The organism is Bradyrhizobium barranii subsp. barranii, assembly GCF_017565645.3.
Taxonomy (GTDB): domain Bacteria; phylum Pseudomonadota; class Alphaproteobacteria; order Rhizobiales; family Xanthobacteraceae; genus Bradyrhizobium; species Bradyrhizobium barranii.
On record NZ_CP086136.1, the window covers coordinates 1,864,889 to 1,889,988 of the forward strand.

The 25,100-nt window shown below is 61.7% G+C and carries 26 protein-coding genes and 5 pseudogenes; 18 read left to right on the forward strand and 13 right to left on the reverse strand.

The genetic code is table 11. From position 1 onward, the window contains the following. Positions 1-694: 694 nt before the first annotated feature. The gene (locus J4G43_RS09140) at positions 695-1,756 is read right to left on the reverse strand and encodes a recombinase family protein (protein ID WP_249814755.1); all 1,062 of its coding nucleotides are present in this window, start codon (positions 1,754-1,756) and stop codon (positions 695-697) included. 153 nt (positions 1,757-1,909) lie between these two features. On the opposite strand from J4G43_RS09140, the gene J4G43_RS09145 reads away from it, so the two are divergent. Then, positions 1,910-2,137, forward strand: a complete 228-nt coding sequence (locus tag J4G43_RS09145; protein ID WP_081494806.1) for an IS66 family transposase — start codon at positions 1,910-1,912, stop codon at positions 2,135-2,137. Between the two features lie 36 nt (positions 2,138-2,173). Here J4G43_RS09145 and J4G43_RS09150 read toward each other — a convergent pair whose 3' ends face one another. Together J4G43_RS09150 and J4G43_RS55890 are read right to left on the reverse strand one after the other, a co-directional pair. Beyond that, positions 2,174-3,442, reverse strand: coding sequence for an IS256 family transposase (locus J4G43_RS09150; protein ID WP_208083632.1), 1,269 nt, complete (start codon positions 3,440-3,442; stop codon positions 2,174-2,176). A 330-nt stretch (positions 3,443-3,772) separates the two neighbouring features. Beyond that, positions 3,773-4,110, reverse strand: a pseudogene (locus tag J4G43_RS55890) (pPIWI-associating nuclease domain-containing protein). Between J4G43_RS55890 and J4G43_RS09160 the strand changes: the two are divergent. After that, positions 4,057-4,326, forward strand: coding sequence for a hypothetical protein (locus tag J4G43_RS09160; RefSeq protein ID WP_208084583.1), 270 nt, complete (start codon positions 4,057-4,059; stop codon positions 4,324-4,326). The pseudogene J4G43_RS55890 and the gene J4G43_RS09160 overlap by 54 nt on opposite strands. Here J4G43_RS09160 and J4G43_RS09165 read toward each other — a convergent pair. Further along, on the reverse strand, positions 4,275-4,877 hold the full coding sequence (locus tag J4G43_RS09165; protein ID WP_208084584.1) for a pPIWI-associating nuclease domain-containing protein: 603 nt from the start codon (positions 4,875-4,877) through the stop codon (positions 4,275-4,277). The genes J4G43_RS09160 and J4G43_RS09165 overlap by 52 nt on opposite strands. Before the next feature lie 224 nt (positions 4,878-5,101). Here J4G43_RS09165 and J4G43_RS09170 point away from each other — a divergent pair. Further along, positions 5,102-5,862, forward strand: a protein-coding gene (locus J4G43_RS09170; RefSeq protein ID WP_110115998.1) for an IS5 family transposase whose coding sequence is annotated in 2 segments (ribosomal slippage) — positions 5,102-5,441 and positions 5,441-5,862 — 762 coding nt in all. Because the reading frame shifts where the segments join, the coding sequence is not laid out codon by codon here. A gap of 943 nt (positions 5,863-6,805) precedes the next feature. Next, complete coding sequence (locus J4G43_RS55895) at positions 6,806-7,207, forward strand: phasin family protein (protein WP_035694221.1); 402 nt, start codon at positions 6,806-6,808, stop codon at positions 7,205-7,207. On the opposite strand, the gene J4G43_RS09175 is transcribed toward J4G43_RS55895, so the two are convergent. The 3 genes and pseudogenes from J4G43_RS09175 to J4G43_RS09180 form a co-directional block, all read right to left on the reverse strand. Further along, entirely contained in the window at positions 7,097-7,765 is a 669-nt protein-coding gene (locus J4G43_RS09175; protein ID WP_208084585.1) for a hypothetical protein, read from the reverse strand. The two genes, J4G43_RS55895 and J4G43_RS09175, sit on opposite strands and share 111 nt — an antisense overlap. A gap of 47 nt (positions 7,766-7,812) precedes the next feature. Then, a complete protein-coding gene (locus J4G43_RS55900) occupies positions 7,813-8,145 on the reverse strand; it encodes a hypothetical protein (RefSeq protein ID WP_408581413.1) in 333 nt (110 codons plus the stop codon). A gap of 806 nt (positions 8,146-8,951) precedes the next feature. Then, positions 8,952-9,503, reverse strand: a pseudogene (locus tag J4G43_RS09180) (IS3 family transposase); the annotation flags it as partial. Between the two features lie 175 nt (positions 9,504-9,678). Here J4G43_RS09180 and istA point away from each other — a divergent pair. Next, positions 9,679-11,220: an IS21-like element ISFK1 family transposase gene (gene istA, locus J4G43_RS09185; RefSeq protein ID WP_060907903.1), complete on the forward strand. Its 1,542-nt coding sequence runs from the start codon at positions 9,679-9,681 to the stop codon at positions 11,218-11,220. A gap of 18 nt (positions 11,221-11,238) precedes the next feature. After that, on the forward strand, positions 11,239-12,000 hold the full coding sequence (gene istB, locus J4G43_RS09190) for an IS21-like element ISFK1 family helper ATPase IstB (protein WP_011090937.1): 762 nt from the start codon (positions 11,239-11,241) through the stop codon (positions 11,998-12,000). A 97-nt stretch (positions 12,001-12,097) separates the two neighbouring features. On the opposite strand, the pseudogene J4G43_RS09195 reads toward istB, so the two are convergent. The 3 genes and pseudogenes from J4G43_RS09195 to J4G43_RS09205 all read right to left on the reverse strand — a co-directional run. Continuing rightward, positions 12,098-12,496: pseudogene (locus tag J4G43_RS09195) on the reverse strand (IS3 family transposase); the annotation flags it as partial. A 211-nt stretch (positions 12,497-12,707) separates the two neighbouring features. Further along, complete coding sequence (locus J4G43_RS09200; protein WP_249814759.1) at positions 12,708-13,964, reverse strand: type II toxin-antitoxin system HipA family toxin; 1,257 nt, start codon at positions 13,962-13,964, stop codon at positions 12,708-12,710. A 111-nt stretch (positions 13,965-14,075) separates the two neighbouring features. Continuing rightward, positions 14,076-14,411: a helix-turn-helix domain-containing protein gene (locus tag J4G43_RS09205; protein WP_208084589.1), complete on the reverse strand. Its 336-nt coding sequence runs from the start codon at positions 14,409-14,411 to the stop codon at positions 14,076-14,078. Positions 14,412-14,683: 272 nt separating this feature from the next. Between J4G43_RS09205 and J4G43_RS09210 the strand changes: the two genes are divergently transcribed. Beyond that, positions 14,684-14,941, forward strand: coding sequence for a hypothetical protein (locus J4G43_RS09210; protein ID WP_208084590.1), 258 nt, complete (start codon positions 14,684-14,686; stop codon positions 14,939-14,941). A gap of 3 nt (positions 14,942-14,944) precedes the next feature. Next, complete coding sequence (locus tag J4G43_RS09215; protein WP_028181231.1) at positions 14,945-15,295, forward strand: hypothetical protein; 351 nt, start codon at positions 14,945-14,947, stop codon at positions 15,293-15,295. A gap of 39 nt (positions 15,296-15,334) precedes the next feature. Here the strand turns inward: J4G43_RS09215 and J4G43_RS09220 are convergent, their stop codons facing one another. Beyond that, on the reverse strand, positions 15,335-15,652 hold the full coding sequence (locus J4G43_RS09220) for a hypothetical protein (protein ID WP_051393980.1): 318 nt from the start codon (positions 15,650-15,652) through the stop codon (positions 15,335-15,337). 229 nt (positions 15,653-15,881) lie between these two features. Between J4G43_RS09220 and J4G43_RS09225 the strand changes: the two are divergent. The 4 genes and pseudogenes from J4G43_RS09225 to J4G43_RS09240 all read left to right on the forward strand — a co-directional run. Then, positions 15,882-16,184: pseudogene (locus J4G43_RS09225) on the forward strand (IS110 family transposase); the annotation flags it as partial. A 352-nt stretch (positions 16,185-16,536) separates the two neighbouring features. Next, positions 16,537-16,980, forward strand: coding sequence for a YbgC/FadM family acyl-CoA thioesterase (locus J4G43_RS09230; protein ID WP_028181228.1), 444 nt, complete (start codon positions 16,537-16,539; stop codon positions 16,978-16,980). A gap of 71 nt (positions 16,981-17,051) precedes the next feature. Continuing rightward, a complete protein-coding gene (locus J4G43_RS09235) occupies positions 17,052-17,438 on the forward strand; it encodes a YbgC/FadM family acyl-CoA thioesterase (RefSeq protein WP_225005678.1) in 387 nt (128 codons plus the stop codon). Between the two features lie 93 nt (positions 17,439-17,531). Continuing rightward, on the forward strand, positions 17,532-17,999 hold the full coding sequence (locus J4G43_RS09240) for a nuclear transport factor 2 family protein (protein WP_085401797.1): 468 nt from the start codon (positions 17,532-17,534) through the stop codon (positions 17,997-17,999). A gap of 123 nt (positions 18,000-18,122) precedes the next feature. On the opposite strand, the pseudogene J4G43_RS09245 reads toward J4G43_RS09240, so the two are convergent. Together J4G43_RS09245 and J4G43_RS09250 are read right to left on the reverse strand one after the other, a co-directional pair. Further along, a pseudogene (locus J4G43_RS09245) lies at positions 18,123-18,840 on the reverse strand (type 1 glutamine amidotransferase). Positions 18,841-18,868: 28 nt separating this feature from the next. After that, positions 18,869-19,795 (reverse strand): LysR family transcriptional regulator, encoded by a 927-nt coding sequence (locus tag J4G43_RS09250; protein WP_208084591.1) that lies wholly within the window; start codon positions 19,793-19,795, stop codon positions 18,869-18,871. Between the two features lie 184 nt (positions 19,796-19,979). Here J4G43_RS09250 and J4G43_RS09255 point away from each other — a divergent pair, with 184 nt between their 5' ends. The 6 genes from J4G43_RS09255 to J4G43_RS09280 are packed head-to-tail and all read left to right on the forward strand — an operon-like array spanning position 19,980 to position 25,098. Further along, positions 19,980-20,903 (forward strand): N-carbamoyl-D-amino-acid hydrolase, encoded by a 924-nt coding sequence (locus J4G43_RS09255; RefSeq protein WP_249814825.1) that lies wholly within the window; start codon positions 19,980-19,982, stop codon positions 20,901-20,903. Positions 20,904-20,956: 53 nt separating this feature from the next. Further along, on the forward strand, positions 20,957-21,781 hold the full coding sequence (locus tag J4G43_RS09260; protein WP_208084593.1) for an ABC transporter substrate-binding protein: 825 nt from the start codon (positions 20,957-20,959) through the stop codon (positions 21,779-21,781). Further along, entirely contained in the window at positions 21,778-22,635 is an 858-nt protein-coding gene (locus J4G43_RS09265) for an amino acid ABC transporter permease (RefSeq protein ID WP_014492344.1), read from the forward strand. The genes J4G43_RS09260 and J4G43_RS09265 overlap by 4 nt, the downstream gene beginning before the upstream one ends. Beyond that, positions 22,632-23,396 carry an amino acid ABC transporter ATP-binding protein gene (locus J4G43_RS09270; RefSeq protein WP_208084594.1) on the forward strand — a complete coding sequence of 255 codons (765 nt, stop codon included), beginning with the start codon at positions 22,632-22,634 and terminating at the stop codon, positions 23,394-23,396. The genes J4G43_RS09265 and J4G43_RS09270 overlap by 4 nt, the downstream gene beginning before the upstream one ends. Positions 23,397-23,411: 15 nt before the next feature. Next, a complete protein-coding gene (locus J4G43_RS09275) occupies positions 23,412-24,227 on the forward strand; it encodes an ABC transporter substrate-binding protein (RefSeq protein ID WP_208084595.1) in 816 nt (271 codons plus the stop codon). Next, complete coding sequence (locus J4G43_RS09280) at positions 24,214-25,098, forward strand: polysaccharide deacetylase family protein (protein WP_208084596.1); 885 nt, start codon at positions 24,214-24,216, stop codon at positions 25,096-25,098. The genes J4G43_RS09275 and J4G43_RS09280 overlap by 14 nt, the downstream gene beginning before the upstream one ends. Positions 25,099-25,100: the final 2 nt, after the last annotated feature.

Here is a 25,100-nt window from a genome sequence, read left to right on the forward strand (position 1 = left end):
CGGCGATAGATTGAGCAGCAGTTGTTATCAGCCAGGTGCGGGCGAAGATCCAAGGACCATCCGGCAGAGGATGGATGGATTCGATCTCGCCGGCTTCAGCGGCCAGCCGGAGCGTCTTGGGCGCGATCTTCAGGAGCTTTGCGGCGTTGCCAAGGTTGAGCCATGGCTCGATCCCGTCCTCGGCGGGCTTGAACACCGGGATGTGGTAGTTCGAGCGCATTGATGTGACGCGCTCGCGGGTCCAGCGATTGCCGTTGCCGGTCTTGAGGCCGTTGCGATTGAGGAGGCCGGCAATCAGATCATCGCTGGCGATCAGCACCAGTTGACGCGCGGCTTGGACGGTATCGGCAGAGGTGCTGTTGCGCTGTCCGCGCCGGCGCTTCGGCAAGCGCAACTCGCTGTGGGCGCCCCCCACCCAATGGACGATGAGAACGATCTCCGAGGCCGCGTCGTCGATATCGGCCACGACCTCATGGATGAGGGTGCGCACGATGCGCTTCTTGAGGCGCGTATCCGCCGTCGGCGCATCCCAGACCGCTTTGAGGTTCGAGGCCAGAACACCGAGCGAGACTGGATCAGCAAGGAGTGCGGGCGTGGCCGCATCATGCATGGCGATCTTGGCCTCAACCTCCGCCGCGCTAGCGCCCTGTTCCAGCGCGCTTCCAGCTCACTGGCCACCAGCCGGTTCGCGGGATCAGCGGCATCGTATTGGCCCGGTCGGCGGCATAGCGCGCCGCTTCGAGATCGCGACTGAGAGCATCTCGCACCTGATCCCGCCGCTCCCTGGCTCCCTTGGCGGCAGCGGTTGCAGCGGCAATAGCGCCCGGACGACGACCCCAAGCAGTGCTTCCTCGATGGCGTCATCGACGCGCAGTCCGCCGAAGGCGATGCAGTGGGGCCCGCCATTGTCCAACCAGGCGCGGCTGCAGCCGTAGCGCGGGATATGGTTTTCCATGCCGGAGTACCGGAGTGTGAGCTTGCGACCGCAGCGCTCGCAGCGGATTAGACCGGCCAGCAACGCGTCACCATGCTTGGGCGCGCCGTGATGCCGACTGGTGGGAACATTGCTGCTGACCATGGTGCGAATCGCCTCGAACCTCTCCCAGCTCACATACCCTTCGTGAGTGTTGGGCTTCAGCGTCGGCCATTCGTTCCGCGCCTTGCGGCGGATCTTCACGCTCACGCCCGCGGTGCTGTATCCCGCCGCCACAGCTGTATTATAGGCATAGGCGCCGCCGTAGACCGGGTTCTCAATGATCCGGTGGATGGCAGAGTAGTTTGGTCGCCGCCAGGCCGTGTCGCCGTTGGTCTGCTTCACCGGCAGATCGAGATTGTACGCGTGGAGCCAGCAGAGCGCCTGTCGCGCGCTGCCCAGTTCCTCGACCTTGTCGAACACCAGCTTGATCGCTTCCTGGACACGCCTATCCGGGTCTTTCTCATAACGGTCGCCAGCCTTCACGAAGCCGACGGGTGCTGCCACAACCAACTCGCCCCGGCGCGCCTTCTCGTAGCGGGCCGAGAGCGAGCGCTGGCGCAACAGATCCAGCTCGTACTCGTTGAGGCTGCCCTTGAGCCCGAGCAGCAGGCGGTCGTTGCCGTGCCTTGGCGCATAGATGGTCTCTTGATCGACCAGAACGGTATCGACCACGCGGCACATCTCGATGAGTTGCTGCCAATCCCGGCTGTTGCGAGCGAAGCGCGAGACCTCGCGGGCGCAAACCGCACCAACCTTACCGAGACAGACCTCCGCTACCATTCGCTCGAAGCCGGCGCGTTGAACCGCACCGGCGGCTGACCGACGACGCGAGGCATCGCTTGACAGAGGCTGGGACGCAAATCTCGATGATTGCGGGCTTCAGAGCGAACAGCGAACAAGCGACGGCTCAAGCTGTTCGGCGACGAGACGACGATGCCGGTACTTGATCCCGGCCGCGGGCGCACCAAGACCGGTCAGCTCTGGGCCTATGCGGCGGACGATCGGCACGGGCGCCCGGCGCCGATCCGCCGGCCGTCGCCTATATCTATGCCCCGGCCGCAAGGCCGATCGACCGATGGCCATCTGGCAGGTTCTGGCTACGCTGGCTATGGCAAGCTGGCCGAGCGTGGCGACGTTCAGCTTGCATCCTGCTGGTCGTAAATGGAGCTATGGCTGATTTTGGGTGACGCGGCCTGATCAGGCGGCGTGGCTTTCAGTGTTCGGAATGACTTCGATTCCGTCGATGAACTTTACACCGGCGATGACTTTCGGCAACTGGTTCGTGCTCTTCAATCGCCGCCAGGTCTTCGATGCGGCGTCGATGAGCTTGAACACCATCAGCTTCGCAGTTTGTTGCGACAGCGATCCCTTGGTCCGCACCGTTCGGTGGCGCACCGTGGCGAAGACGCTCTCGATCGGGTTCGAGCTGCGTAGGTGGATCCAGTGCTCAGCAGGGAAGTCGAAGAAGGCGAGCAGCGCATGGCGATCCTTGATCAGGCACTCCACCGCACGTCCGTATTTGACGTGGTATTTCTCGACGAAGACGTCGATCGCGGTTTCAGCTTCGGCCCGGTGTGGGGCCAGATAGATGTTCCGCAGGTCGTTCTTCATGGGGCCCTGCACGGATTTGGCGACCTTGTCGAGTACGTTGCTCACTTTATGGCACCAGCATCGTTGGTGCCGCGTGCCGGGAAAGGCCTCGTCCAGTGCCTTCCAGAAGCCGAGGGCGCCGTCGCCGATGGCGAGTTGCGGGGCAATCCGTAACCCGCGTTGCCGCAGGTCGATCAGGAGTTCGCGCCAGCTCTGCGCGCTCTCGCGCACGCCGACCTGGAAGCCGATCAGCTCCTTCTTGCCTTCCGGCGTGGTGCCAATCAGCACCAGCATGCATTCGCTGTGATCTTCCATGCGGGCCTGCAGGTACACGCCATCGGCCCAGATGTAGACATAGCGACGCGCCGACAGATCGCGTCTCTGCCAGCGTTCGTACTCGACCTGCCAATCGGCCTTCAGGCCGGCGATCACCGAAGGCGACAGGTTCGGCGCATCCTTGCCGAGCAGCGCCGAGAGCGCCTCCTGGAAGTCGCCGGTCGAGATGCCGCGCAAATAGAGGACCGGGATCAAGGCATCCAGGCTCTTCGTCCGCCGCGCCCATAGCGGCAGGATTGCCGAACTGAAGCGGAGGCGGTCGCCTGGCCCGCTCGCTCCGCGGTCGCGGACCTTGGGACGAGCGACCTCCACCGGACCGATGCCGGTCGCAATCTCGCGCACCGGACCGTGCCCATGTCGGACCAGGCGCGCTCGACCGTCGGGCAGCGTCAGATTGGCCTTGCTGGCCAGAAACGCGCCAACCTCGATCTCGATCGCCCTGGCAAGCAGGTCCCGCGCGCCGGCTCGAACGATATCGGTCAGTGGATCATCAACCGCGGACGGCTGACGGAAAGCAAGAACATTGGTAGTCTCGGTCATGGCGTATCGCTCTCCTCGAGAGGTTCTGGCAGGCTCGTCACCCGCCTCGATACGCCGCCTTCCTCACACCGTCATCACCCAGATTCCGCCATAGCTCTCGTAAATGCGGCCCCAACTTCTATGAGCCCGCAACCCCTAGCCGGGCGCCTACTGCTTAGCGAGGGGCTCAAGCACAGCACCGAGTTCTACGTGATCGAGAAGGACATCAGCGGCCGCGGCGCCGAGGAGCGTCGTCTCGTACGGCAACAGAAAGCCGGCTGCTTGCCGATATCTTCCAGAGGTGGCTTCACGCAAGGCTCGGCCCGATCAGCCGGGCGGCGAGCTTGCCCATCAAAAGCCGTTGTCATCCGGCGCCATACCGTCTCGCCAGGAACTCACATCGACCCCGTATTCGGTCTCGCTGAACGCCATGTTGAGCGGATCGTCCAGTGAAACCCGGATATCGCAATGGAAGGGAAACGATAGATCGGCCTCGGCTCCATCGCCGCGCCGCATGTCCGAATTTGATCCCCATTGCAAACCAACCGCGATCTTCCCGTGGCGCGGTATGTAATAAAGTGCGCGCCGATCGAGCGTACCGCTGTCGTGTCCACATAGACTGCATCGACGGAGTGATGGGTCGCCAGCTCGTCCACTTCCATGATCGTGTCGGTAATCAGCGCATCCACGGTCGTATTGTCGAGTTCGTCTTGGATGGCGTCCAAGATCGTCTTGCGGCATTCGTGATAGGTATCGAGGAAATTTCCAAGGGCCTCGATCCCGCCGGATGCTGCAGCGTCCTGCTCGTCGCGGCGCTCGATGATCGTGTCTTCACAGCCGTGGACGTGCTTGCTCAGATTGTCGACGGCCTTGGCTTCTGCCGGATCGGGGCGATATCGATTTGAAGTGCGTCCTTGACGAACTCGTCGCTCAAGCCGCCCTGAATCGCAAAGACGATCCGTTGGCCTCGGGTAGGAACGTTCCCTTCGCGCTCGGATACGAACCATTCCGATTGAACGACCTGATCGGCCGGGGCAAGCGTCCCCATCGTGTGTTCGAACAGGATCCGCATCGCGGTGCTGAAGAAATTGAGGCGCAGCGGGTTGTCGACATCGCCAAGGGCGTGTTGCGCCCCGGTGATCGTGGTTCGGGAGAAATCGTCGAGCGCTTTCGGCTTCAAGGCCGCAAGTTGCTCGTTCAGCCAAGGCGATGCCATCGTGGGGGCTTCCGCTGATGTCGCGGCGCCGGACCCGCCGCTCGTGCTTGTAGTCGAACTGCGGGACATGCGGCTCACGAACCCACCTTTACCATGAAACATCCGCACCAGCACAAGATCGTAAATTTGGAACGCAACGCTATTGAAGCGATTAAGCGTGGCGACACTCTCCGTGCCCGGATCATCGCCCTTGTCCGATCGGATCACCGCGTTCTGAAACTGCCGAACATCGGCATCCATTCTGGCTCGTCTCCGAAACCGGTGTAGCCGATCCTGTAGGTGCCGGCTACGCCATCAACCAGCGCCTTCGAGACTGCGCCGCTCTCTTTATCGCCGACATTCCTAAAGCGGGCGTGGCTGTCGGCACAACCGCGGTGCGAACAATGGCTCGCTCAGATCTAGGGTCTGTACCTAAATAGCGCCACGTGATTCTCTTGCCTACGTGTTGATTCGGGGGCGAGAGAATGCGCGCTGGTTTGTTTTGGCTGAACGACAGGCAATGGGCGCGTATCGAACCGCATCTGCCGAGGGGACTGACGGGGCCGGATCGGGACGACGACCGACGCATCGTCAGCGGCATCATTCACATGCTGCAATCGGGTGCACGATGGCGTGATTGTCCACGTGAATACGGCCCTTACACGACGATCTACAATCGCTTCAATCGCTGGGCCAAGCGAGGACGATGGTGCGCAATCTTCGAAGCGCTGGCCAAGCCTGGCGAAGACGGCGTCGTACTGTCGCTCGACTCGACCTCGATTAAAGCTCACCGGTGTGCCTCCGGCGGAAAAGGGGGGAGCACAATCAAGCAATCGGCCGCTCGCGCGGAGGCCGCACGACAAAAATCCATGCGCTGAGCGATCCGCTCTGCCGGCCGGTCGTCCTGCATCTGACTCCAGGCCAGGATGCCGATATCGCTGCGGCTCCCGATGTCCTGGCGCTCGCGCCACCCATGAGCGTGCTCCTCGCCGACAAAGGGTATGATGGCGACAAGCTTCGCGGCGAAATCATTCGTCGTGGCGCCAAGCCCGTAATCCCCAATAAATCTAACCGTGTCGTCATCCATCGCTTCAACAAACGCGCCTACAAAGGACGAAATGTCATCGAACGCTGCTTTTGCAGGCTCAAGGACTTCCGGCGCATCGCCACGCGATATGACAAGCTCGCCCGTAATTTTTTGGCCGCTGTTCATCTCGCCGCTCTCGTCGCATATTGGCTCAATTGAGTCTGGACCCTAGGTCATCAGTGAGCCGTCCGAGGGCAGCATTGAACTGCTCCCACAAGCGGAGCCATCGCTCCAATTTCGCCGCCTCATCAGGGGGCTGCTGCCTAAGTCCGTCGGCCCCGGCTGGCTAATCGCATCCCCGACCGATTCTTCGGGCCCGCCGCAAAGCACATGCCAATTGCTCAAGAGATAGCGTTCTTGCGTCGTGAGGTCGCGAACGGTAGGTCCCAGTGTGCCCGTGATCCGCTGCTTGAGATTGCCCACGCTGAGACCCGGCTGGACAAGACGTCGGGGCGCGCACGGAGTTCCGGTGTGAGGGCTGTAGCCGATCTCCAGGACATCGAGGTCGATCCCGTCGATCCTGTTCGGCAGTCTCTGGTCGACGGACAGACGCTGCTTCCGGTTCATATGAAGTCGAACCGACAGCCGGGCGGTACGCATGCCGTCCTTAAAGGCAAACCCGTAGTCGACCCTCGAAACACCATCGAGCGACCGAGGCAGGCCTCTTGGCCTTGTTCAACGCAATCGCAGCACGGGAAGGTGGCCAGCGCGCCATTGGCCGACGATCACTGCGAGCTGAACGGTATTGACCAGAGAAAGTCCGTTCGCAATCGTCCAGAGGCGTAGGCGCGATCGTTTTGAAGATCGGGCTTGCCGCGAAAGACTGGAAGGAACACCGGTCCGCCTTGGCCGTACCAATTTGACCTTCGAGCGGACCGTTGTGGCAGTTCACGTGCGGTTGCCCGATCCGCCATCCGGAAAACCGGCCTCAAGCTGTTATTCTGTGAGGACGGCGGCCTTAACGGATGTCCTGCTTCTTCTTTGCAACCAACCGCTACCAGATAAGGCAGGTATGACGTTTTAAAGGTTCTGGTACCCTCTTGGTCATCGAAAGCTCCAGCGAGCCACTCAGCCCGTAGCAATCCTTTCCGGGAGATATGGAATGCCTGAGATCGTAGGCGAAGACGGAAAACGCGAACGGCGAGCACGTGGAGGACCCGAACTGGCCGAGGCATCGCCCCCTGGAGCAGGTGGCACCACGGATCATGTTGGAGAAAAGACCTCAGCTGCATCGCGCATTTCATTCACGGTTCCGGAATGGCAAAAATCAATCGAGGCGACAAGAAACCTGTTCGCCGCGGCGCTCCGCGACGCGCTAAAGCTGACTGCTTCCTCTCTGCATGATCAGGCCACTTTTATGAAGACTCTTGCGGACTCCAAAACTCCCTCTGAGCTACTGAAGTGCAACCTGGATTATGCGGAGCAATCCTGGTCGAAATTGTTCGGCGAGGGCTCGAAGATGTTGGATCGTCTCAAGCAGAGCCAACGGTCTTCGGTAAGTTAAGAAATCGCCAAGCTTGAAATAGGCTGATGGCGCGATATTCTCTCCGGTGTGCGTTCGGGAGACCTGAGGAAGTCGGCCCGCGTTCAGACCATGCCTATTGCTAGTTTTGAACTCGACATGATCTTTTACTGGAATATAGCCATGGACTTGTAATTCTTGGGGTGTTCCCACGATTTTCTCTACCGTGTTCAGTAGTATCGCCCGTCTCGCCTGAAAACTCAAGTTGTGGAGCGCTGTCTGCGCTGCATCAGAGAATTGTTTGATCTCGTCGGCGCTCGGCATCTCGGTGACATAACTAGCGTTCGTTTGTTGTTGCGCACTCGCGATTGTGTTTTTCAACGACGTAAGTTTCTCCCGTAGCGGGGTCGTGTATTCTCTCAGCTGCTCGACCGTGAACAGGCCAGCGCCATACGCTTTGTTGTAGCGATCCTCCTGTACCTTCAATGCGGCTAATTCTTTTTTCGCAGCGGCAACATCGCCGGCAGATGACTTCACGTTCGCCCGGCGCGTCCCCAACCAGCGACTAGTCTGTTCCGAAAGCAATTCTTCCGAGCCCATCAAATCGGCAATCTTGTCCCAAACGAGCCTATCGGCGATACGCGCATTTATTCCCCGTTCTTTGCACGTTGCTGACAGAGGAAAGCTGAGCGCTCTATCGGTACAACGATAGTAGAGGTGCTTGCCTCGCAGCACACCTTCACCGGATCTGCTTCTCCCGCAGACGCATCCAATCTTGCCCGCAAGGAGTACTCATTCTTTCTGTTCCGTTGAGACAGCGCGAAGTTGGCGTCGAGTTGTGCGCGAGCGCGTTCAAAGAGCTTTTTATCTATGATCGCGGGCACCGGAATAATGAACCACTCTTCTCCTGGTCGCATTCGACGACTCGTCTTTTTTACTTTTCGATACGCGTCTTGTTTGATTGGGTGCTGAGGTGCCACAGCATATGATGCGCCCCAGTGGGCTTCGCCGATGTAGCCCTTAACCGCGCTGACGAGCGAAATCTCGGAGCGTTGTTAACTGGGTCTCGACGGTCCCCTCCTCCTCTTGTCGCGCAGTCGAGACCCTCGCGTATATTGCAATCAGCTTTGTGCTTGGTACCAATTCTTCGTGGTTCATACTCTCTATAGCGATAAGTTTACTCCCGACCCCCGGTATGAGTCGAGTCGGTTGGTGCAACGTGATGATGAACACATCCAACAACGGGGCGCATTCTCAGGACCTCCTCAAATAGAACATCAAAAGCGCTAGCTAACCGCATTTGGTGTCCAGCTGGTGGCTCGTCATGTAATTGATAGTGAACTTGAGGCATCGTCCTTGTTCTCATCCTCGCATCATGTACTTTCCAGCAGCTAAGATGCTAGGCGGCAAACAATGCCAAACACGCACATTCACCCACTATCCGTTTTGAGCTGGACTGCCGTACTTCTCACGAAGCGCCTCAGCTCGCGTAATGTGCTCGCAAATCATCCGCGAGGACCTTCTCGCCTTTGACGCAAGCTAGTAAATCGTACCCGTCGATTGAATGGCCGGCGTTATCTTGAATTGAGAGTAAGCGCGGTTTTCCGCGCACGTGTGGATGTCCCGGGTTCTGTTGAATTTCTGAAGAGGTCGGCGTTGCCCACCTTGAGCCGGTAGGCTCGGGGTGCTGATTCCACAAAGGAGAGCAACGCCATGACGAGAGATATCACACCGGCTGATTGGCCGGCGACCGGGGCTGTGGACGAAGTGACCTGCCACTGAATTTTCATCCAGCGGCAGTTAGAGTCTCGGAGTTTTGTACGCCAAGTGGCGCGGGTGGAGCAACGGACGAACGGCGGAGCTGGTCGGGGTTGCGCAGCCGATCGTCCGTTGCGGTGAGGTGGGCGGCATAGGCCGCGGGGGTCAGGTATTTCAGCGATGAGTGGGGGCACTGGAGATTGTAGAAGCCCTCGATGAAGGCGAAGATATCGCGCTGGGCTTCGGCCCGGGTCTCATATTGGCGATGATGAACGAGCTCGGTCTTCAGGGTATGGAAGAAGCTCTCCATCGGGGCATTGTCGTAGCAGTCGGCTTTGCGGCTCATTGATGCCGTGATGCCGTGATGCCGTGATGCCGGCGGCCGACAGGATCGCGCGATAGTCCTGTGAGGCGTACTGCACGCCGCGATCGGAGTGATGGATCAATCCGCCTTCCGGCTGCTGCTGCTGATTGCCATCTTCAAGGCGGACGAGGCGAGTTCGACCTGCATGTGATCCCGCATCGCCCAACCGACGATCTTGCGGCTGAAGAGGTCCATGATGGCCGCCAGGTAGAGCCAGCTGCGCGTTTCGCGGGATCGTGAGCGCGGATTTCAGGGGATCGTGAGCAGAGATTTCAGACGATCGTGAGCAACGATTTCGCGGGATCGTGAGCAAGGCTTTCGGAGCCTTGCAGCGCTTCGGCCGACAACTCAACCGGCTTAGGGATGACCTCGTGGTTAACGAGGAAGTCCAATGCCTACCCAGAGATTGTCGATGCGCCGGATCAAGGAAGTCCTTCGGTTAAAACATTTTCAAGGCCTGCCAGAGCGGGCCATCGCGCGGAGCGTGGGCGTCAGCAACGGCGTTGTGCACAGCTACCTGAGCCGCGCCCGCTCTGCTGGGTTGAGCTGGCCGCTTCCGGAGGGAATGACCGATGAAGACCTGGAGCTTTTGCTTTTCCCGGCCCCACGACCAGCGTCTCAGAGCCCGCAGCGGCCGGTGCCCGACTGGAGCTACATCGATAAAGAGCTCCGCCGGCGCAACGTAACCCGTCGCCTGCTCTGGGAGGAGTATCGCGCCGTTAATCCCGACGGTTTCGGGTACACGTGGTTCTGCACTACCTACGAGGCCTGGAAGGGGCGGGTCCGACCTTCGATGCGGCAGATTCATCTGGGCGGCGAGAAGGTGTTCGTGGATTTCGCCGGCGACACCATCGACATCGTCGATCCGCTGACCGGGGAAGTGCAGCCGATGAAGCTGTTCGTCGCGGCGATGGGCGCTTCGAACTACACCTACGCCGAGGCCTGCCCCAGCGAGAGCTTGGCCGACTGGATCCGGGCCCACGTCAACTTGTTCACGTTTTTGAGCGGAACGCCGACGTTCGTGGTCTGCGACAACCTCAAAGCCGCCGTCAGCAACCCCGACCGCTACGATCCCGGCCTCAATCGCACTTATGCCGAGATGGCGAGCCATTACGGCACGGCCATTCTCGCCGCACGGCCGCGGCGCCCAAAAGACAAGGCGAAGGTCGAGGTCGCGGTGCAAATCGCCCAGCGCTGGATTCTGGCCCGGCTGCGCAATCAGCGCTTCTTTTCCCGGGCCGAGCTCAACGCCGCCATCAAGACACTCGTCGACGAACTCAATGCTCGTCAAATGCGTGGCTTCGGCTCAAGCCGCGCCGAACTGTTTGCCGAACTCGACAAACCCAAGCTAACCCCGCTGCCAGATCAGCCTTATGCCTTCGCACGCTGGAAGCGCTGCCGCCTCGCTCCCGATTATCATGTCGAGGTCGACGGCCATTGGTACTCCGCGCCGTATCGTCTGATTGGCGAGCTGGTCGATGCCCGTATCGACGATCGGACGGTCGAGATCTTCCACAAGGGCCAGCGGATCGCCAGCCATGCCCGCGCGCCCAACCGACGCGGACACACCACCATCGCCGACCACATGCCCAGCGCCCATCGCCGCTACGGCAAATGGACCCCCGCCGCGGTGATCGCCGCCGGCGAGCGGATCGGTCCTTCGACAGCAGCGTTTTTCCAGGCCGTGATCGACGCCCGGCCCCATCCAGAACAAGGCTTTCGAACCTGCCTTGGCATTCTGGCGCTCGTCAAAAGCTACGGCGCCGAACGCCTCGACGCAGCCTGCCGGAGGGGCATCCTCATCAAGGCGCGCTCCGTCGCCTCGATTAGATCGATCCTCCAGAACGGCCTCGATCGCACGTTCTTCGACGAATCTTTCGAGCACCAGCCCCTGCGCCACGGCAACATCCGCGGACGCGACTACTTCCACTGAAGCAAGGAGAGACCCGGCATGCTTAACCACCCAACCCACGAACGGCTGATCGAGCTTGGCCTGACCGGAATGGCCAAGGCCTTCGAGGAGCAGCGCCGATCGCCCGATCTCGAAGCCCTGCCGTTCGAAGATCGCATCGGCCTGTTGGTCGACCGCGAAGCCGCCGAACGCGACACCAGGCGGCTCACCACGCGCCTCAAGATCGCCGCACTGCGCCAGACTGCTTGCGTCGAGGACGTCGATCTGCGCACCCCGCGGGGCATCGACCGCGCCGTTTTCGCCAAACTCGTCGAAGGTCGCTGGATCGATCGCCACGAGAATTTGCTCGTCACCGGGGCAACCGGCCTGGGCAAAAGTTGGTTAGCCTGCGCGCTCGGCCACAAGGCCTGCCGCGACAACCGATCAGTCCTCTATCATCGCGTTCCAAGGCTGTTCGAGGCGCTCGCGCTCGCGCGCGGAGACGGACGTTACGCTCGGCTCCTCAAAAGCCTCGGCCGCGCTCAGCTTCTGATTTTGGATGATTGGGGACTATCGGTGCTCACCGCCGCGGAACGCCGCGATCTGCTCGAAATCCTCGAGGACCGCCATGGCCGCGCATCCACCATCGTCACAAGTCAGCTCCCCGTGGACACCTGGCATGGAGCCATTGGGGACCCCACGGTCGCCGACGCCATTCTCGATCGCCTCGTCCACAACGCCCACCGCCTCCAGCTCACCGGAGAAAGCATGCGAAAACGCAGCGCCAAAACCATCACCCTTGACGGCCAACCAGAACACTGACTCTATCTCCCATCGGCCGTAGCGGGCTGCTCACGATCGTCTGAATTCAGTGCTCACGATCGCGCGAAATCGATGCTCACGATCCGTGAAATCCGCAGAGCCAGCCCTCTGCAGTCGGAATGTAGGTAATATCGGCGAGCCAGATCCGGTTTGGGGCCGCGGCTGCAAAACGACGTTCGATGAGGTTCGGCGCGATCGGCAGGCCGTGGCGGCTGTCGGTGGTCCGAACGCGACGCGGTGATGCCATGATGGCGCGGATGCCGTGCCGATGCATCAAGCGTTCGATCCGGCCACGGCTGGCGCCACGTCCCTGTACCCGCAGAGCGGCATGGACCCGTGGGCTGCCATAGCGTCCGCCACTGTCTTGATGGACTTGCCGGACCGCAGCCAGTCGCGCGGAATTGGACGTCGCACGGGCGCTCACCGGGCGCTCGCGCCAGGCGTAATAGCCGGCCGCCGAGACCCCGAGCACGGCGCACGTCAGCCGCACCGGATAGTGCGTGCGTTCGCTTGAACACCTCGCGGTCGGAGAGACCATTCTCTACGACACCGAGCTCAGGATCACCTGCGCGCCGCTGGCTGCCCGCAAGACTATCGGTGGGCGCTGCTTGGACACGAAAAGAAGACGGTCGCCGAAGGCTATGGAGAAGGTTTCCCGGTGCCCTTGCTTCGCAAGTGGATCGACCGCATTGGCACCTGAGAGCTTGCTATTCCGGCAAATCCGTTTCGCCTACCTTTGCGGTGCTGGATTTTTCCGCAGGCGCTGTGCTCGCGTCGTGGCCGCGCACCATCGATGGCCTAACCTCTCGCACGAGTGCCAGCGAACCGAACCGGGACAGGATTGCATCTTGCGTGGCATCCGACGCAGGCAGACCCTTCAATTCTTTTGGCCAGGTATCTAGAGCGCGTGTTGCGGTCTGCCGCATTTCACGCTCCAACACCCTTAGGTCCACCTCGATGAAGGGAGCGATGCGGCGGAGGCGCGCAGTGTCCACGATTTTCGGGTCCTTGGTGCCATTGAACCTAAGTGCCATGGTATCGTGGAGGTAAGTCAGGGTTGAGACGATATCGTAGGCCGGCGTTAGTCGCGCATGGCGTCCATCGGGGTAAATGAACGACCAGTTTTTCAGATGTCCATCGCTATTGCCTAACATGACGTCGACAACAAGCCGCCTCAACCCTTCCAACACGTCGCCGATCGGATCGTTAGAAAAGCGCTTTATCGAGCGCAGAAGGGTCTCTTGGTTCCACCTGAAGTATTTGTCGTCCGCGATGGCTCCGGCGATTTGAGCGAAATCCTCGGTATGGATGCGAACATTGCCGGCGGCTCGGTCAAAGCGGCTTAGAGAAAGTGCGTACCCGCCGAGTTCGCGAAATTTCTCCGGAACACCTTGGATCGTCTTCATGTCGACGAGCCGAGCATCGGAAACGTTCACACCAGCCAAGCGAGCAAGTTGCAAAGAGGTGTATTCGTTTTCGACAAGACCGGGAAACTTATTGCTCGGCAGTTTTAGAATCACATCACCACTCTCGTCCGCGCCCGGTGCGGTGAGCCGGTGGGTGTCGCCGTGCATTGAGAACTTGAGCTGCACGCCGGCTAACGAAAAGCTGATTGGCTTGCCGGTTACCGGCGCTTCCACCGCCTCGTCCGACAGTCGCTTTGGTGGGGGCTCGCCAGCCTCTCGACGTGCGACTATTGCGCCAGGAAGGTCGCCACCCAATCTTGCCAAGACATCGTAGTGGTCAAAGGAGCCGGTTCCGAATTCACGCTCGACGAGTTCGAGAAGCGCTCCTTCCGGGAGCAGATTGTCAAAGTACGGAGGCAAGATCCGCCCGTGCGAGATCTTGTCTCCTCTATTCCGAAGTCGCGCGAGCGTTTCCTGCTCGGTGGCGCCATGCCACGCCAAACTAACAATCGGACGTTCTCGACCAAGCCTCAAATATGAATCGTCGACCTCAAACATTATTACGCCAGGCGCGTCCCGCACCAGCGTTCCTACGCGGACCTCACGGTCCGCGGAGGGGCGTAGAAAGATGCCAAGGATGCTGGGACGATTAAGAACCACCATGCGTGCTCACGACTCCTCATCCTCGGAGGGGTCGGGGATAAAAACCTCATCGTGCAGGCTACGAACCGGCACTGGATAGGCGGTTTCGGTTGGAGGCTGTTCAATCAGGGACATCACTTCCTCCAGCCTTTCGGCAGGGACAAAGGTCAACGTCAGGCCAGCCGCTTCGCCCGCTTGGGCCAATGCGTCGACGGTGGCATTGATCTTACCATGTTCGATGCTGCTCAGACGGCTGGGCGCATTTGCGGTCCGGCGTCCCAGATCGGCCAGGGTCCATCCCTTGCTCCGACGGGCGGCTGTCAGTTGCGCCCCTAAGCGCTCTCGGGTTTCCCTCTGTTCCATCGCTTATCTTTTAAGGTAAGTTCCATCGAATATTCATCTATAGGATAATGTACACGCCGTCAAGTAGATTCATTTATAATATAAAAATCACGTGAACTTCACGTATAAGATAAAGTAATGCCGCAATCAAACCTTCGACACCCAGCCGGCTTCCAAAAGGAATGCCAATGACCTGCACATGTTAGTTCGCGAATTGCGGCCCACTCGGCCACTTGGTTCCCTCGTCTCGCTATTCACCTCTTCGTTGTCTATATTCAGAGCGAGGAGCAGGCATGAGCGGACAAGCGACCATCAGCATTGATCGCGACATTGTCACGGCCGCGACCGACCGCGCCAAACAAGGTCTCACGATCGAAGACTACGTCATGCAAGTGCTGCTTCGCGATATGGAGCGGGACCCCGGCGAACGAAACATTCTAGCCTACGATGCAGCTGGGCCAGGCTCCCAATTCATGATGACGCGCGAGGAAGGCGAAAGTGACGAGCACTACGAAATGCGCTCCTCCACTCTGCGCATGCTCTTTCCCTAGCGTATGAAGGCCGGTGATTACGTCCGCTGCAATTTCCCCTTCCGGGAAATCGCGGGTCCGGGACCTTCGCCTCACATCGTGCTCTGCCTGGCGGTCGGTCGTATCCAAGATGAAGACTTCGCCGTGGTGGCCTACACTACGACCAGAGTGTCCTTCGAAGGCGAGCGGCGGCCTCGCCAGCATCTGCTAGCCAACGAACAGCGAGCTGTGGCTCTGGGCCAAAGCAAGGCTTTCCATGCCGATGCCAGCCGCGTCGCCCGATTGCCCCTAACTCAGGAATACTTCCCGGATCTGCACAACGGTCAGATCGCGACATTCGGTCACGATCCGGCGTTCGTCGACAAGGTAGCCTAGGACGCGTTTGGCGAGCCGGAGACGGATTGTCGTCGATGTTTAGCGCCGGTCCTCCTCGTCAGGACGGCATTCTGGGCAGGTGTCACCAATCGAGTTAAGCACGTCGCGAACCGCGGCCTCCGCTGCGTGAGGGGAGACGTCTGCTGGCGGGTCCTGACGGGCGATATCGAAGGCGCGCTCTCGTGCATGCGGATCGGCGCGGTCCTGCATCCAACCGTGCTCCTCGCACTCGCGGATGGCGCCCGTTTCCTGGAGTACGTGGATCGCCCATCCGCGCAGTGTCCGTATCACCGGCCTTCGTTCACTTGTCATCAGCTTGGAAATGGCTCCTAAACGGCGAATCGTTTTGTCCGTCATTCGTTCCGGCCGATAACACATGGCTGGGATTCGCAACGGCGGGAGTTTAAGGTTTGGTTCGAATCTTTGACCCGCAGACACCCAGTCCCTGAGCTTTGTCTTCCTGGCTTTTCGTTTGGCGCGTGCGGCAAGTGCCGCACAGGGCTCTCGTGTTGGGGTGGACGGCTCCCTTCCGCCACACTGCGTGACAAGATGAGGTCGTCGCTGACCTCACACGAAGGAGCCGCCCGTGGAAACGATTGTTCGCATCGGTTTGGATACGTCAAAGAGTGTATTTCAGTTGCATGGCGTTGATGGGACAGAGCAGCCGGTTTTGCGGCGTAAATTGAGGCGCGGGCAGGTTTTGGAGTTCTTCAGGCGTTTGCCGCCCGGGCTTGTGGCTCTGGAGGCTTGCGGGGCATCGCACTATTGGGCGCGGGAGCTGCAATCACCCGGACATGAAGTGGCAATGATCCCGCCGCAATATGTCAAGCCGTATGCAGCGCGGGAATCCGACGCTGCGGATGCGGAGGCTATTTGCGAGGCAGCAACCCTCGTGCTCGCCAGCAGCGAGCACGAGGCCATCGCCAAGGGCAACGCCATCCACGGCCTCGCCGGCCTCGGCAATTTTTCGTTCAGCGATTGCGGCGAAAGACTGGGCTCGCCTAGGTTCATGAGCCGGAGGCGCATTCATGAACGTCGTCCTCAAGCCGGGTACGCTTTGAGGATAGATCTCCGACATATTCATCCGAAGCCGATGGCAGCAGCGCGACGCCTGCCGCATTCAGGCGGTTGCCTCAGCTTCCGGCAGCAGGAGCCAAGCTCAAGATCTTAGCGATTGCTCAGAAAACCGCCTCTGTGCAAGACAATGGGTCCCTGTACGCGCAATAAGAGGAAACCGCGCTGTGACAGTCTCTCTTGACGGCGAAATTCGAGACGGACGGCATTACATGCAGGTCCGCGTCTATTTCGAGGATACCGATTCCGGCCAGATTGTTTATCACGCGAATTTTTTGCGTTTCATGGAACGTGGCAGAACGAATTACTTGCGCCTGCTCGGAACCAATCAGCAAGCGCTGCTCGAGGAAACGCGGAACGATGCGCCGGGCTTCGCCTTCGTTGTCCGTTCGATGACAATCGATTTTCTAAAACCGGCAATCTTGGACGACCTGCTTGACATTGTCACGGTCCCGCAAGAGGTGAGAGGCGCGTCAATTGCCTTGCTGCAGGAGTGCAGGCGCGGGGGTGATCTCTTGGTCTCGGCGCGTGTACGGGTCGCGTTTATCTCAGGCGGAAAAGCGCAGCGCATCCCAAAGGCTCTGAGGCTTGCTATGGAAGAGCACAGATAAATCTGCCTTTCGTTCACGCTTTAACGCTCCAGCGACCCAATGAAAGCAATGCGTTCGCCTTCTGTTGCGATATCGTCAAGTCAGAGTTCTCCGGCATCGTCTATCACGCCAATTATCTCCGATACATGGAGCGCGGGCGCACCAATCATCTGCGGCTGATGGGGGCCGAGCAGCAGGCGCTGTTCGACCAGGTCGAAACGGAGGGTGCGGGCTTTGCCTTCGTGGTGCGCTCGATGCATCTGGACTTTCTGAAGCCCGCGCGGATGGACGACGTGCTCGACGTCGTGACGTGGCCGGTTGCGGTGAAGGGCGCCTCCATCATGCTGGCGCAGGAGGTGCGGCGGGCCGAGGACGTGCTGGTGAAAGCCGAGGTCCGCGTCGCCTTCATCAGCGGCGGCCGCGCCCAGCAGATCCCGAAATCGATCCGCATCCTGATGAAGGCCGATCTGATTTCCTGATCGCCCGATAAGTGATCGGCCGATAGGTGATGGCCTATCGACTCCGCCAATTGCGGCGATAGATTGCGGCCCGGACCAACCGATGAGGCCACCATGTCGCGCCCGCCGCTTCCACCCTTCACCCGTGAGACCGCCGCGCAAAAGGCGCGCATGGCCGAGGACGCGTGGAATTCGCGCGATCCGGTGAAAGTCTCGCTCGCCTATACCGAGGACAGCCGCTGGCGCAATCGCTCGGAGGTGTTCCAGGGCCGGGAGGCCATCGTCGCGTTCCTCACCCGCAAATGGGAGAAGGAGCACGACTACCGCCTGATCAAGGACCTCTGGGCCTTCGACGGCAACCACATCGCGGTGCGCTTCCAGTACGAATGGCACGATGCGGGCGGCCAGTGGTATCGCTCCTACGGCAACGAGCAGTGGGAGTTCGACGAGCACGGGCTGATGCGGCGCCGCGAGGCGTCGATCAACGATATCGCGATTGCCGAGAAGGACCGCCGGTTTCACTGGCCGGCGCCGGGACCGCGGCCGGCGGATGTGCCGGGATTGGGGACGGATCCGTTCTGAGACGCGTAAACAACTCTCGCCCCTCATGGTGAGGAGCCGCGAAGCGGCGTCTCGAACCATGCAGGCCCCGCCGTTGTTGCATCCGGGCCTCTATCCTTCGAGACGCGCGCGAGAGCGCGCTCCTCAGGATGAGGGGATAGATCTGCGCGCCAAAAACCGCGTGATTGCCCCACCCAGCTTCGCGTTGTCCATCGGCTCCGCCAGCGACTCCCTCGCGGTCGCAACGACATCCTCCGGCGCCTTGCCGTCGCGGAGTTCGCAGCACACTTGCGCAAACTCCACGTCGAATTCCGGATGCGGCTGCACGGTCAGCGTGGTGCCGTTGGCGTAGAGCAGGCCGGCATGCGGGGTGAATTCGGACGAGAGGATCGTCAGCGCATCGCTGGGCGGCTCGACCACCTGGTCCTGATGCGAGGCGGCGATCGCAACCGCTTTGCCGTCGACGACGCCGTTCTCCGGCAGCACCTGATAGACGTGGCGGCCGATGCCCCAGCCCTTCTCCGACTTCTGCACGGTGCCGCCGAGCGCCTGCGCGATCAGCTGATGGCCGAAGCAGACACCGACCATCGGCGTCTTGTTGGCGTAAGCCGTGCGCACGAAATCTTCCAGCGGCGCGATCCAGTCGAGCCCGTCATAGACGCCGGCGGCAGCACCGGTGATCAGCACGGCCTCGAGCTTGCTCGGGTCGGGCAGCGCATCGCCTGGGAATGCTGACGACGTCCACCTTGGCGGTCGGGTCCTCGGCGCGGACCATGCGCTCGAACATGTCGGGAAACGAGCCGTGCTGCTCGCGGTACTTTTGCGGGACCTGTCCGGTCTCGATGATGGTGATGCGTGCCATGTGCCCCCGGGTCAAAAGGTTGCGAAGCTCAGTCGCTTTCTGCCCCATGTTGCTGGTGTGGCGCTGTGCGCTCCAGCAGTGCGCTCTCTTTCCGGACCTCGTTGAGAAACGCTTTGGCCAGGCGCGACAGCGGCTCGGCTTCCGACCATAGCATATAGGCGACGGCGTGCGTCGTGGGCGTGAACGGCCGCACCACGAGGCCGCTGCCGCCGTTCTGTCGCGGCGAGAACGGATCGACCACGGCGGCGCCGACGCCGGCGGCGGCGAGCACGCAGGCCGTGTTGCAGTAGCGCACCTCGACCGTGGGCTGGAACGGCGCGCCGGCGCGGGCAAAGCTGTCGCGCACGGCCTCGCCGAGGCGCGTGCCGCGCTCGAGCCCGATGAAGGGCATGCCGGACAGATCGGCGGCCGAGATCACGGGCTTGTCGGCAAGCGGATGCCGCGGCGGCAGCACGCACACCATCTCGCCGGTGTGCACCACCTCATGCGCGATGCCGGGATGATGCGTCAGCCCCAGCGCGAAGCCGAGCTCGGCAACGCGGCTGAGCACCCCCTCGATGATGCCCTCATAGCGCCGCACGTCGAAGAACACGCGCGTCTCAGGGCGGCGGCGAAGGAAGCTTGAGAGCGCCGACGGGATGATGCTGTAGGCCAGCGGCGGCGTCGCGACGAGCGCGAGATGCCCGGAGCGGTTCTCGCGCAGATCGCGGACGCGGTTCTCGAGCTTGGCGTGCAGCGCGAAGATCGCTTCGCTCTCCTTGTAGAGCGCCATCGCCTCGGCGGTCGGAAACAGCCGGTTGTTGACGCGCTCGAACAGCGCAAAGCCCGCCTGCGCCTCCATCGTCTTCAGCGCGTTGCTGACCGCGGGCTGCGACAGCGCCAGTTCGTCCGCCGCCGCCACCGTGGTGCGATGGCGGATGACGGCACGCAGGATCTCGAGCTGACGCAGGTTCATATCACTGCCGATTATACTCTGGGCCAAAACATCATAGCAGAACGAATTGATTTTGCAGCCCCGCTTCCGCGTAATGGTCGCGGATTTGCACGTCGCATCAAAGGGTTCATTCGCCCATTGAGGCAGCACTGCGCACATATTGGAGGCAATCTTGGTTCGTGTCCTTCGCGCCGCCGCCGCACAGATGGGGCCGACGCAAAAAGCCGATACGCGCGAGCATACGCTGGCGCGAATGCTCGACATGCTGGAGGAGGCCGCCCGTCGCGGCGCCAGCCTCGTGGTGTTTCCCGAGCTTGCCTTCACCACCTTCTTCCCGCGCTGGCTGCTCGAAGGCGCCGCGCTCGACCACTATTTCGAGCGCGGCATGCCGAACCCGGCCGTGGCAAAACTGTTCGACCGTGCGCGCGCGCTGCGCGTCGGCTTCTATGTCGGCTATGCCGAGCTGACACCGGACGGTCGCCGTTATAATTGCGCCATCCTGGTCGATCGCGACGGCGAGATTCTCGGCCGTTACCGCAAGGTGCATCTGCCCGGTTCGGTCGAGCCGCGCGAAGGCGCGCGCTACCAGCAGCTCGAGAAGCGCTATTTCGAATATGGCGACCTCGGCTTTCCCGCTTTCCGCGCCGGCTCGGCCTGGGCCCACGCTATCATGGGCATGATGATCTGCAACGACCGCCGCTGGCCGGAATCCTGGCGCGTGCTCGGCCTGCAAGGCGTCGAGCTGGTCTGCATCGGCTACAATTCGGCGGCCTATGACCCCAATGGCGGCGTCACTGAAGATGCGTCCTTGCGCACCTTCCACTCGACGCTGGTGACGCAGGCCAACGCCTACATGAACGCGACCTGGGCGATCTCGGTGGCGAAGGCGGGTGAGGAGGACGGCTCCGGGCTGATCGGCGGCTCCTGCATCGTCGATCCCAACGGCCGCATCGTCGCGCAGGCCCAGACTCTGGCGGACGAAGTCATTGTCGCCGACATCGATCTCGATCTCTGCCGCCAGGGCAAGGACAAGATGTTCAATTTCGCCGCCCACCGGCGGCCGGAGCAATACAGGGTGATCACCGAACGCGCTGGCGTCATCGAGCCGGCCGTTCTCGACGCGGACTGACTGGCACGGCGCTGGCAAAGGACTCAAAGCAAAACGTTGGCAAAGGAGCTGACATGATACGCCTCTCGCTCTCTCTCGGTCTCGCAGTACTGGCTACCGTAACGTCGGCGCAAGCGGCGGAGCTTCCCGCGGAGATCAAGCAGGCGGGCGCGTTGAAGCTCTCGGTCAACTCCACCTACGCGCCGATGGAGTACCGCGATCCCGCCACCAACGAGCTCGTCGGGCTCGACGTCGATCTGGCCAACGAACTTGCGAAGCGGCTTGGCGTCAAAATCGTCTGGAGCGAGACGCCGTTCGCCGAGCTGATCCCGTCGCTCCAGACCAGGCGCGCGGACTTCATTATCTCCGGCATCTCGGACCGCGCCTCGCGGCGCGAGACCGCCGATTTCGTCGACTACCTCGCGACCGGCCCGCAGTTCTTCGTGATGGCGGACAATGCGGCCAAGGACGCGACGGATCTCTGCGGCAAGAAGGTCGGCACCACCCGCAGCACCAGCTTCCCGGTCGAGATCGAGAAGTGGAGCAAGCAGAACTGCGAGCCGGCCGGCAAGCCGGCCATTCAGTACGTCCCCGGCGAGAACTCGATCGACGTCCGCAACCAGCTCAAGCAGGGCCGCATCGACGCCGCAGTGCAGGGCAGCGAGACGCTGCCTTACGCGCAGACGCAGGAGCCCGGCAAATATCGCGTCGTCGGCGAGCCCTTCGCCAAAGGCTACCAGGGCATCATGTTCCGCAAGGACGATGCGGCTTTGCGCGAGGTGGTGACGGAGAAGCTCACGGCGATGATCGCCGACGGCGCCTACAAGGCCGTTCTCGACAAATGGGGCCTGGGGGCCAACGCGGTGGCCCAGCCCATGCTGAATGCGGCGCCGCAATGAAGCCGGTGCCGGCACTCGCGGAGGGTTTCCCTGATTTGTCGGGGATGCGGATCGCGCGCGAGCCGCACTGGTTTCGCTGGCTCAGCGCGGCGCTGATCGTCCTCGTGCTGGCGGCGATCGTGCGCGCCTTCGCCGGCGGTCAGATCGAATGGTCCTATGTCAGCCGCTTCCTGACCGCAAAAGTCATTCTCGAAGGTATCGTCAACACGATGGTGATGGCGGTGCTGGCCATGGCGCTCGGCATTGTCCTCGGCGTCGTCGTCGCGGTCATGCGGCTGTCGCCCAATCCGGTGCTGAAGACGGTCGCGGCGGGCTACACCTGGTTGTTCCGTGGCACGCCGCTGATCCTGCAACTGCTGTTGTGGTTCAACCTCGCGCTGGTGTTTCCGACCATCGGCATTCCCGGCCTGTGGTCTGCGCGCGCGGTCGACGTCATGACGCCGTTCCTCGCCGCGCTGCTCGGGCTCGGCATCAACCAGGGCGCCTATACGTCCGAGGTGATGCGCGCCGGCATGCTGTCGGTCGACATCGGGCAATACGAGGCGGCGCAGGCGATCGGCATGGGGCGGCTGCGCGCGCTGCGCCGGATCATCCTGCCGCAGGCGATGCGGGTGGTGATCCCGCCGCTCGGCAACGAGTTCATCGGCATGGTGAAGGCGACCTCGCTCGCGAGCGTCATCCAGTATCCGGAACTGCTGCACAACGCCGAAAACATCTACTACGCCAATTCGCGCGTGATCGAGCTGCTGATCGTTGCCGGGCTCTGGTACCTGCTCGTGGTCTCGATCCTGACGCCGCTCCAGATGCTGCTCGAACGCCGTTTTGCCCGCGGCACATTGCGGCTGGCGCGATGACAAAACCCCTCGTCGCGATCCGCTCCGTCAGCAAGAGCTTTGGAGAGTTCCAGGCTCTCAGAAGCGTCTCGCTCGACGTCTGGCCCGGCGAGGTGATGTGCCTGATCGGCGCCTCCGGCTCCGGCAAGACCACGCTGCTCCGTTGCATCAACCAGCTTGCGGCGATCGATGCCGGCGGCATCTGGCTCGACGGCGAGCTGCTTGGCGTGCGCGAGCAAAGCGGCAAGCTCTACCGTCTCAGCGAGCGGGAGATCGGGCGGCAGCGGCTGAAGACCGGCATGGTGTTCCAGCGCTTCAACCTGTTTCCGCACAAGACCGCGCTGGAGAATATCACCGAAGGCCCACTTCAGGTGCAGGGGCGCAAGTCCGACGAGGTGCGCGCGGAGGCGCTCGAACTGCTCCGGCGCGTCGGATTGTCCGCCAAGGCAAACTGGTATCCCGCGCAGCTCTCCGGCGGCCAGCAGCAGCGCGTGGCGATCGCGCGCGCGCTCGCCATGAAGCCGATGTTGATGCTGTTCGACGAGCCGACCAGTGCGCTCGATCCGGAACTCGTCGGCGAGGTGCTTGCGGTCATGAAGGAGCTGGCGAAGAGCGGCATGACCATGATGGTGGTGACGCACGAGCTCGGCTTCGCGCGCGAGGTCGCCGACCGCGTCGTCTACATGGACCAGGGCGCGATCGTCGAGCAGGGGCGCGCGTCGGACGTATTGGGTGCGCCGCGCGAGGAGCGCACCAAGGCATTTCTTTCGGCTGTGATCTGAAATGGGGGCGTGTTGATGAAGAGACTTTGGGTTGCGGCGGCGCTTTTCGGCGCCATGACCGTTTCGGCCTTGTCCATCGAGCTGCCGGCGGAGATCGCCAAGCGCGGCAGTCTCAAGGTGGCGCTGGTCCCGAACTATCCGCCGATGGAATTCCGCGATCCCGCCACCAACGCGCTGTCCGGCTTCGACATCGATCTCGGCGAAGCCATCGGCCGCAAGCTCGGCGTCAAGATCGAATGGCAGGAGACGAGCTTTGCCGAGTTCATGCCGTCGATCTCGACCGGGCGGGTGGACGCCATTCTGTCCGGCTTCACGGACTACGCGAGCCGTCACGACATCGCGTCCTTCGTCGATTATCTCAGGAGCGGCCCGCAGTTCTTCGTGCAGCAGTCGCGCAAGGCGGAGTTCAAGGACGCGGCATCGCTCTGCGGCAAGAAGGTCGGCGCCAGCCGCCGCACCATGTTCCCGGCGCAGATCGCGGCGTGGAGCGAGAAGAATTGCGGCAGCAGTCCGATCCAGTTCATCGGCACCGACGGCTCGGCCGACGCCCGCACCCAGCTCAGGCAGGGCCGCATCGATGCCGCCGCCCAAGGCAACGAGACGCTGCCCTACATCATGGACCTCGAGCCCGGCGCCTATGCGTCCGTGGGCGAGCCCATCGCGCAGCAATTCACCGGCATTGCCCTGCCGGTCAAGGAAAAGGCACTGCAGCAGGCCATTCTCGAAGCGGTCGATGGGTTGATCGCCGACGGCACCTACAAGACCCTGCTTGCCAAATGGAAACTGAACGACAACGGATTTGAGAAGGCGACCATCAATGCTGGACAGTAAGGCACTCAAGAGCATCCCGCTCGTTCCGGCCAACACCGCCGATCCCGCGCCGGAATATCCCTGGCCGAAGCCGTACACTTCGGCGATGTTCCTGTCCTTCGACGTCGACGCGGAGAGCGCGTGGACCAGCAAGGACGCGGTGCACGCGCAGCGGCTCATCACCATGAGCTATGGCGGTTACGAGGCGCGCGTCGGCACGCCCAGACTCTTGGAGCTGCTCGACCAGCTCGATCTCAAGGCGACCTTCTTCGTCACGGGATGGTCTGTCGACGCGCATCCGGCGATGGCGGAGTCGATCCTCAAGGCCGGCCACGAGATCGGCCACCACGGCTATCACCATCTGCTGCCCGATCCTGGTGATCCATGGATCGAGGAGGAGCTGGAGCGCGGTTTCGAGGCGCTGAAGCGCCGGCTCGGCGTCAGGCCGACCGGCTATCGCGCGCCCTATGGCGAGTTCACCGAGGAGCTGCGCGCAGCACTCGTACGTCACGGCATCGTCTACACGTCCTCGTTCCGCGACGACGTGCGGCCTTATCGCCATCGTCTGGCCGACGGCAAGCCCGGCACGATCGAGCTGCCGGTCACAGCGAGCTATGACGACTGGATGCACGGCCTCTCTGCCCGCTTCAGCCCGCGCTCGATCTTCCCCAAGGAGCACGTGCTCTCGATCTGGAAGGACGAGCTCGACGAAACCAGGGATTGGGGCGCGATGGTGACGACCGTGCTGCATCCCCAGTGCAGCGGCCGTCCGATGCGGCTGCGCCTGCTGCGCGAGTTCCTGACCTACGCAAAGTCGTGCCCTGACGTCTGGATCACGACCGGCGAGAAGATCGCGGAAAACTTCCTGCGCCACGAAGCCGGCAACCGCTGAGC